A 6,746-nucleotide genomic window follows, 5' to 3' on the forward strand; every position below is an offset into this window, starting at 1 on the left:
CCCCGTCGGTCCGGACGGTCGGGGGAGCGGACTAGTCTCGCGCCGATGGATCCCCTCGACCTGTACGACGACAGCGCCCGCCAGCGCGTCGTCGACGAGCCGCCCAAGCGGGTGGACGCGCCCGTGCGCACGGCGTTCGAGCGCGACCGCGCGCGGGTGGTGCACGCCGCGGCGTCGCGGCGGCTGGCGGCCAAGACCCAGGTGGTCGGGCCCCAGACCGACGACTTCACCCGCAACCGGCTGACCCACAGCCTCGAGGTGGCGCAGGTCGCCCGCGACCTGTCGCGGGCGCTCGGGAGCGCGCCGGACCTGGCGGAGACCGCGGCGCTCGCCCACGACCTGGGCCACCCGCCGTTCGGCCACAACGGCGAGCGGGTGCTCGACGACCTCAGCGCCGAGTGCGGCGGCTTCGAGGGCAACGCACAGACGCTGCGCATCCTGACCCGGCTGGAGTCGAAGACCTTCGACGCCGAGGGGCGCTCGGTCGGTCTCAACCTCACCCGCGCCACCCTCGACGCCTGCACGAAGTACCCCTGGACCCGCGGCGGTGGACCCGATCCCGCCAAGTTCGGCGTCTACGCCGACGACCTTCCGGTGTTCGCCTGGCTGCGCGAGGGCGCCGGTGCGGGCCGCTGCCTCGAGGCGCAGGTCATGGACCTCGCCGACGACGTGGCCTACTCCGTCCACGACGTCGAGGACGGCACGGTCGCCGGCCGGATCGACCTCACGGAGATGGACCTGCCGGCGGTCTGGGACACCGTCCGCGAGTGGTACCTCCCCACCGCGAGCGACGCCGAGCTCGACCGGGTGCTGGCCGGGCTGCGCACCCAGGGCAGCTGGCCGACCACGCCGTACGACGGCACGCGGCGCAGCCTGGCCGCCCTCAAGAACCTCACCAGCGACCTGATCGGGCGCTTCTGCGGCGCCGTGCAGCACGCGACGCTGGCGTCGGGCGGTGGGCCGTTCGCGCGCTACGAGGGCTCGCTGGTCGTCCCCGACGAGACGCTGCTCGAGATGGCCGTGCTCAAGGGCGTCGCCGCCCACTACGTGATGACCGCCCCCGACCGGCTGGAGGCGATGGCGCTCGAGCGCGAGCTGATGATGGAGCTCGTGGCGATCCTGGCCCACCGCGCCCCCGACGTCCTCGACCGTCCGTTCGCCGACGACTGGGCCGAGGCGGCCGACGACGACGCCCGGATGCGGGTGGTCGTCGACCAGGTCGCCTCACTCACCGACGCCAGCGCCGTCGCCTGGCACTCCCGACTCAGGAGCCGATCATGACCGACCCCCTCGTGTGGCTGCCGTTCGACCCCGAGCGCCTGGGCGACCCGCCCGCCGGCCTGCGCTACGAGGTCGTCGACCCGACCGAGTCCGTGCCCGACTCGGTGACCGACGTGGCGTTCTACGTGCCGCCGTACCAGATGGGCCCGGCGGTGGGGGAGGTCCTGCCCCGGATGACGTCCCTGCAGGTCGTGCAGACCCTCTCGGCGGGCGTCGACAACGTCCGCTCGCTGGTGCCCGAGGGCGTGACCCTCTGCAACGGCCGGGGCATCCACGACACGTCCACCGCCGAGCTGACCCTCGCGCTGGTGCTCGCGTCGCTGCGCGGCATCCCGGACTTCGTGCGCGGCCAGGACCGGCACGCCTGGACGCCGCAGTGGCGCCCGGCGCTCGCCGACCGTCACGTCCTGCTCGTGGGCCACGGCGCCATCGGCCAGGCGATCGAGGCGCGCCTGGCGCCGTTCGAGGTGACCGTCAGCCGCGTCGCCCGCACGGCGCGCGAGGGCGTGCACGCCCTGGCCGACCTGCCGGAGCTGCTCCCGGAGGCGGACGTGGTGATCCTGATCGTCCCGCTGACCGACGAGACCCGCGGGCTCGTCGACGCCGACTTCCTGGGCCGGATGAAGGACGGCGCGCTGCTGGTCAACATGGCCCGCGGCGCCGTCGTCCGCACCGACGACCTGGTGGCCGCCCTGCACACCGGCCGGGTCACGGCGGCCGTCGACGTGGCGGAGACCGAGCCCCTGCCCGCCGACAGCCCGCTGTGGGACGCCCCCGGTCTGCTGGTGTCCCCGCACGTCGGCGGCGCGAGCAGCGCCATGTGGCCGCGCGCCCACCGCCTGGTCCGCGACCAGCTCCACCGCTTCGCCGCCGGCGAGGACCTGTGGAACGTCATGTCCGGCGACTACTGATCCACCCGTAGGATCGGGGGGTGGCAGGCCGGATCCGCGAGGACGACATCGCAGAGGTGCGCGAGAAGGCTCGCATCGACGAGATCGTGTCGTCGTACGTCACGCTCCGCAACGCCGGCGGCGGCTCGATGAAGGGCCTGTGTCCCTTCCACGACGAGAAGTCCCCGTCCTTCCACGTCACCCCGTCGCGCGGATTCTTCCACTGCCTTGCCGGTGACACCCGCGTCCTGACCTGGGACGGCGCCCGTCCGATCTCTGAGCTGGCCGGCGGCACGCATCGGATCTTGGGCTCGCGCGGCGACTGGATCGAGGCGCCCTTCAAGTCGTACGGCGTCCAGCCGCTCCTCAAGATCACCCTCACGCGCAACCGGCAGGTCAAGGAGCTGTTCGCCACCGACGAGCACCGGTGGTTCGTGCGCTCAGGCAAGGATCAGCGTGGCTCCCGCGAGGTGCTGACGAAGAACTTGAAGGCGGGAGACCGCCTCGTCCCCAAGTTCCCTCGCTCACGCATCCAGAGGACGACTCCTTCGCCGTTCGGCATCGCTCACGGATTCACCTACGGCGACGGCACGCCGTCCGGGACCGGAAGCATGGCGCTGATCTGCCCGCCCAAGGACGAGGCCATGCTCAAGTGGTTCCCGCACAGCCACACGAGCGTCCGGGACGACGGAAACCTGCTCGTGCACCACCTCCCGCGCTTCTTCAAGGAACGGCCCGAGCGGGACGAGTCCGTCTCCTATCTCTATGGCTGGCTCGCCGGCTACTTCGCGGCCGACGGCTGCGTCGCTGCTGATGGGACGGTGATCCTGAACTCGGCCGACAAGAGCGACCTGGAGTTCGTGCGTCTCCTGTGTACTCGCCTCGGCATCGCGACGTACGGCATCACCACGCAGTTGCGCGCTGGTTTCGAGGGGCGCGAGCCCTCGGAGATCCACCGCATCCACTTCGTCAACGACGACCTGACCAGCGACTTCTTCCTACTCGACTCACATCGCGACCGTTTCGAGTCGAACCAGAAGAATTTCGCTCGGTTGGGCTGGGTCGTGCAGTCGGTGGAGGAGACGGACCGGGTCGAGGAGGTCTTCTGCGCCGAGGTCGAGGACGGTCACGCCTTCACGCTCGAGGACAACATCCTCACGGGCAACTGCTTCGGCTGCCAGGAGGGCGGCGACGTCATCACCTTCCTGATGAAGATCGACGGGCTCTCCTTCGGCGAGGCCGTCGAGCGGCTGGCGGAGAAGGTCGGCGTGCAGCTGCGCCGCGAGGACGGCGACGAGCGCGACCAGCGGCCCAAGGGCCCGCCGCGCGCGCGGCTGGTCGAGGCCAACAAGGTCGCCCAGGAGTTCTACGCCGAGCAGCTCGCGCTGCCCGGGGCAGCACCGGGCCGGCAGTTCCTGCTGGACCGCGGCTTCGACCAGCAGGTGGCCGAGCACTTCGGCATGGGGTTCGCGCCCAACGACGGCGACGCGCTGCTCAAGCACCTGCGCGGGCGCGGCTTCACCCAGGAGGAGATGACCCTGGTGGGGCTGGTGGCCATCGGCCGCTCCGCCTACGACCGCTTCCGCGGCCGGCTGCTGTGGCCGATCCGCGACGCCACCGGCGACACGATCGGCTTCGGCGCCCGGCGGATCCTCGACGAGGACAAGATCGACGCCAAGTACCTCAACACCCCCGAGACGCCGCTCTACAAGAAGAGCCAGGTGCTCTACGGCATCGACCTCGCGCGCCGCGAGATCGCCCGGTCCTCGCAGGCGGTGGTCGTCGAGGGCTACACCGACGTGATGGCCTGCCACCTGGCCGGGGTCGGCACGGCGGTCGCGTCCTGCGGCACGGCGTTCGGTGAGGAGCACACCCGCGTCCTGCGCCGCTTCCTGCACGACCACGAGGAGTTCCGCGGCGAGGTCATCTTCACCTTCGACGGCGACCAGGCCGGTCAGAACGCCGCGCTGAAGACGTTCGCCGGCGACCAGAACTTCGTCTCGCAGACCTACGTCGCCGTCGAGCCCGACGGCCTCGACCCGTGCGACGTGCGCATCAAGAAGGGCGACGCCGCCGTGCGCGAGCTGGTCGCGCGCCGGGTGCCGCTGTACCGCTTCGTGCTGAGCAACGTCGTCAGCAAGTACGACCTCGACCGCGCCGACGGCCGCGTCGACGCCCTGCGCGAGAGCGCCAAGCTGGTCTCGGCGATCCGCGACAAGTCCAAGGTCGACGCCTTCGCCCGCGAGATCGCCGGCATGATCGGCATCGACGTCGACGAGGCCCGCACCGAGGTACGTCGGGCCGCCAACCGGCCCGCGCGCCGCGACGAGCGGCCCGCGCAGGTGGGACCGCGCCAGCCCGAGTCCGCCCCCACCGCGCCGGCCCGGCCGGCCGTGCCCGACCTGCGCGACCCGCGCTTCTCGATCGAGCGCGAGACCCTCAAGCTCGTGATCCAGCACCCGATGGCGATCGGCCGCACGACCGCCGACATCGGCCCCAACGACTTCACGCACCCGACCTACCGTGGCGTGTGGGAGCTGGTCGAGGCGGCCGGCGGCCTGGCGGCCGGCTCCTCGGACCCCGGCTGGTCGACCAAGCTGCGCGACTCCGCAGAGGACCCGGCCGTGTCGTCGGCGATCAGCGCGCTCGGCGTCGAGCCGCTGATGCGCGAGCCGGACGCCGCCTACGTCGGCTCCTACGTCTTCAAGCTGCTCGAGCTCACCGCCCAGCGGCGCATCGCGGCGGTGAAGTCGCGGCTGCAGCGCACCAACCCGGTGGAGCACCCGGCCGACTACAACAAGATGTTCGGGGAGCTCGCGGCGCTGGAGCAGCACCGCCGCCACCTGCGCGACCGGATGGCGAACGGCGAATGAGGCTGCGACGCACCCGCCCCGACCTCGACGTCCAGCGCGGCGAGCAGCTGCTGGCGTGGGCCACCGACGTCGACGGCCTGGCGATCGGCGGCACCCGCGACGCGCTCTACCTGCGCGACCGCCGGATCCCGTGGGAGCAGGTGGAGGCCGCCGACTGGGACGCCGACACCTCGGTGCTCACCGTCCGCGAGGTCGGCAGCTGGGGCCAGGAGCGGCCCGAGCACCGGGTCACCCTCGACGAGGTGGGCCGCCTGCTGGAGCTGCTCCGCGAGCGCGTCACCGCGAGCATCGTGCTGCAGCGCCACGTCGCGCTGCGTGGTCGACAGGGGGTGCGCGTGATCGCCCGGCGGGCCCCGCACTCGCGTGGCGAGATCGCCTGGCTCTTCGAGTACGACGAGGGCATCGACCCCGACGACCCCGAGATCCGCGCCGCCTCGCAGGCCGCGCTGGCCGCGGCGTCGGGCGAGGTCGACCTCGGCTGAGGCGCCTTTCCGATCCCGATTTCGACGGCGTCGCCGCCCTTGCTAAAGTTGCGGCGCTGTCCAGAGATGGTCAGCGCGATCCCCTGTAGCTCAGCTGGCAGAGCGCTTGACTGTTAATCAGGATGTCGTTGGTTCGAGTCCAACCGGGGGAGCGCAGAGAGACGGCCCGGCCGCGAGCACCGCTCGCGGCCGGGCCCGCTCGGCGTTTCAGGGGCCCCCCCCCCGGGGGTAGTCCCCGAACCCCATCGGGAACACCTCGAAGGCCGCGGCGAAGGTGACGCCCAGGCGCTGCCCGGACTCCCGGGCGAAGCCCTCCAGGAACTCCTGCGGGTCGAAGTGCTCCCAGCCGAGGCCGTCGATGTAGGCGCGGTGCGCCTCGAGCGAGGCGACGCCGGCGTCGAAGGTCGCGGTGGTGTCCACCCCGTGCGTGCTCTCGGGGGAGCCGGCCGCCCAGACCTCCCGCACGCCGCCCCAGGGCTCGAGGCCGTCGACGAGCTGGTCGGCGAAGATCCAGCGGTTGCCCGCGTCGCGGACCGCGTCGACGACCGCGCGCCCCACGGCCACGTGGTCGGCCTGGTTGAGGCTGCGCCCGCCCCAGGTCTCGCGGAAGTTGCCGGTGACGACGATGTCGGGGCGGAAGCGCCGGACCTCGCGCGCGATGGCCGCCCGCAAGGGCACGCCGTACTCGAGGACGCCGTCGGGCAGGCCCAGGAAGGTCACCTCCGGCACCCCCACCACTGCGGCGGAGGCGACCTGCTCGGCCTCGCGCACCCGCCGTGACTCCTCGGGTGCCATGCCGTCGATCCCCGCCTCCCCACTGGTCACCATGCAGTAGGCGACGGTCTTGCCCTGGCCGGTCCAGCGGGCGACCGCGGCCGCGCTGCCGAACTCCAGGTCGTCGGGGTGGGCCACGACGCACAAGGCCCGATCCCAGGACTCGTCGAGGGGCTCCAGGGGCGGCGGGGGAGTGCTCATGACGCGAGCATGCCAGCGGCACGGCGCGCAGGGGCACCGGATCTTCGCCCTCCGGTGGTATTTTTGCCCCGCGCGGCCCGGGCCGACGCCGCCTCACCCACTTCCTCGACGGGGTCGACATGTCTGACCAGGCCGCCACCGGCGCACGCCGCGGTGTCCGGCGCGCCACCCGCGCGACCCGACCGCCGCTGTGGCGGCGTGCGCGACGCCCGGCGTCGAGCCGGCCGACGGGCGCCCGTCGCTCC

5 protein-coding genes, 1 tRNA gene and 1 pseudogene are annotated in these 6,746 nt (G+C 72.5%); 6 read left to right on the forward strand and 1 reads right to left on the reverse strand.

Going from position 1 to position 6,746, the window contains the following annotated elements; genetic code table 11:
- Window positions 1-45 precede the first annotated feature (45 nt).
- The 6 genes and pseudogenes from IRQ30_RS09970 to IRQ30_RS09990 all read left to right on the forward strand — a co-directional run bounded on the left by IRQ30_RS09970 (window position 46) and on the right by IRQ30_RS09990 (window position 5,678).
- Window positions 46-1,281 carry a deoxyguanosinetriphosphate triphosphohydrolase gene (locus tag IRQ30_RS09970; RefSeq protein ID WP_193612742.1) on the forward strand — a complete coding sequence of 412 codons (1,236 nt, stop codon included), beginning with the start codon at window positions 46-48 and terminating at the stop codon, window positions 1,279-1,281.
- Window positions 1,278-2,192: a 2-hydroxyacid dehydrogenase gene (locus IRQ30_RS09975; RefSeq protein ID WP_193612743.1), complete on the forward strand. Its 915-nt coding sequence runs from the start codon at window positions 1,278-1,280 to the stop codon at window positions 2,190-2,192. Before IRQ30_RS09970 ends, IRQ30_RS09975 begins: the two co-directional genes overlap by 4 nt.
- A gap of 20 nt (window positions 2,193-2,212) precedes the next feature.
- Window positions 2,213-2,413 (forward strand): annotated as a pseudogene (locus tag IRQ30_RS24360) (CHC2 zinc finger domain-containing protein); the annotation flags it as partial.
- 402 nt (window positions 2,414-2,815) lie between these two features.
- Window positions 2,816-5,044 carry a DNA primase gene (gene dnaG / locus IRQ30_RS09980; RefSeq protein ID WP_227467374.1) on the forward strand — a complete coding sequence of 743 codons (2,229 nt, stop codon included), beginning with the start codon at window positions 2,816-2,818 and terminating at the stop codon, window positions 5,042-5,044.
- The gene (locus IRQ30_RS09985; protein ID WP_193609199.1) at window positions 5,041-5,526 is read left to right on the forward strand and encodes a hypothetical protein; all 486 of its coding nucleotides are present in this window, start codon (window positions 5,041-5,043) and stop codon (window positions 5,524-5,526) included. Before dnaG ends, IRQ30_RS09985 begins: the two co-directional genes overlap by 4 nt.
- Window positions 5,527-5,605: 79 nt before the next feature.
- Window positions 5,606-5,678, forward strand: a tRNA-Asn gene (locus IRQ30_RS09990).
- Window positions 5,679-5,733: 55 nt separating this feature from the next.
- On the opposite strand, the gene IRQ30_RS09995 is transcribed toward IRQ30_RS09990, so the two are convergent.
- Entirely contained in the window at window positions 5,734-6,501 is a 768-nt protein-coding gene (locus IRQ30_RS09995; RefSeq protein ID WP_193612745.1) for a PIG-L deacetylase family protein, read from the reverse strand.
- Between the last annotated feature and the right edge of the window lie 245 nt (window positions 6,502-6,746).

The sequence above is a fragment of the Nocardioides lijunqiniae genome (assembly GCF_015024225.1).
Classification (GTDB): Bacteria; Actinomycetota; Actinomycetes; order Propionibacteriales; family Nocardioidaceae; genus Nocardioides; species Nocardioides lijunqiniae.

What these genes read in the sequence shown, in the direction of transcription:
- IRQ30_RS09970 (WP_193612742.1), top strand. Translation starts at nt 46, where the DNA reads ATGGATCCCCTCGACCTGTACGACGACAGCGCCCGCCAGCGCGTCGTC.
- IRQ30_RS09975 (WP_193612743.1), top strand. Translation starts at nt 1,278, where the DNA reads ATGACCGACCCCCTCGTGTGGCTGCCGTTCGACCCCGAGCGCCTGGGC.
- dnaG (WP_227467374.1), top strand. Translation starts at nt 2,816, where the DNA reads ATGCTCAAGTGGTTCCCGCACAGCCACACGAGCGTCCGGGACGACGGA.
- IRQ30_RS09985 (WP_193609199.1), top strand. Translation starts at nt 5,041, where the DNA reads ATGAGGCTGCGACGCACCCGCCCCGACCTCGACGTCCAGCGCGGCGAG.
- IRQ30_RS09995 (WP_193612745.1), bottom strand. Translation starts at nt 6,501, where the DNA reads ATGAGCACTCCCCCGCCGCCCCTGGAGCCCCTCGACGAGTCCTGGGAT.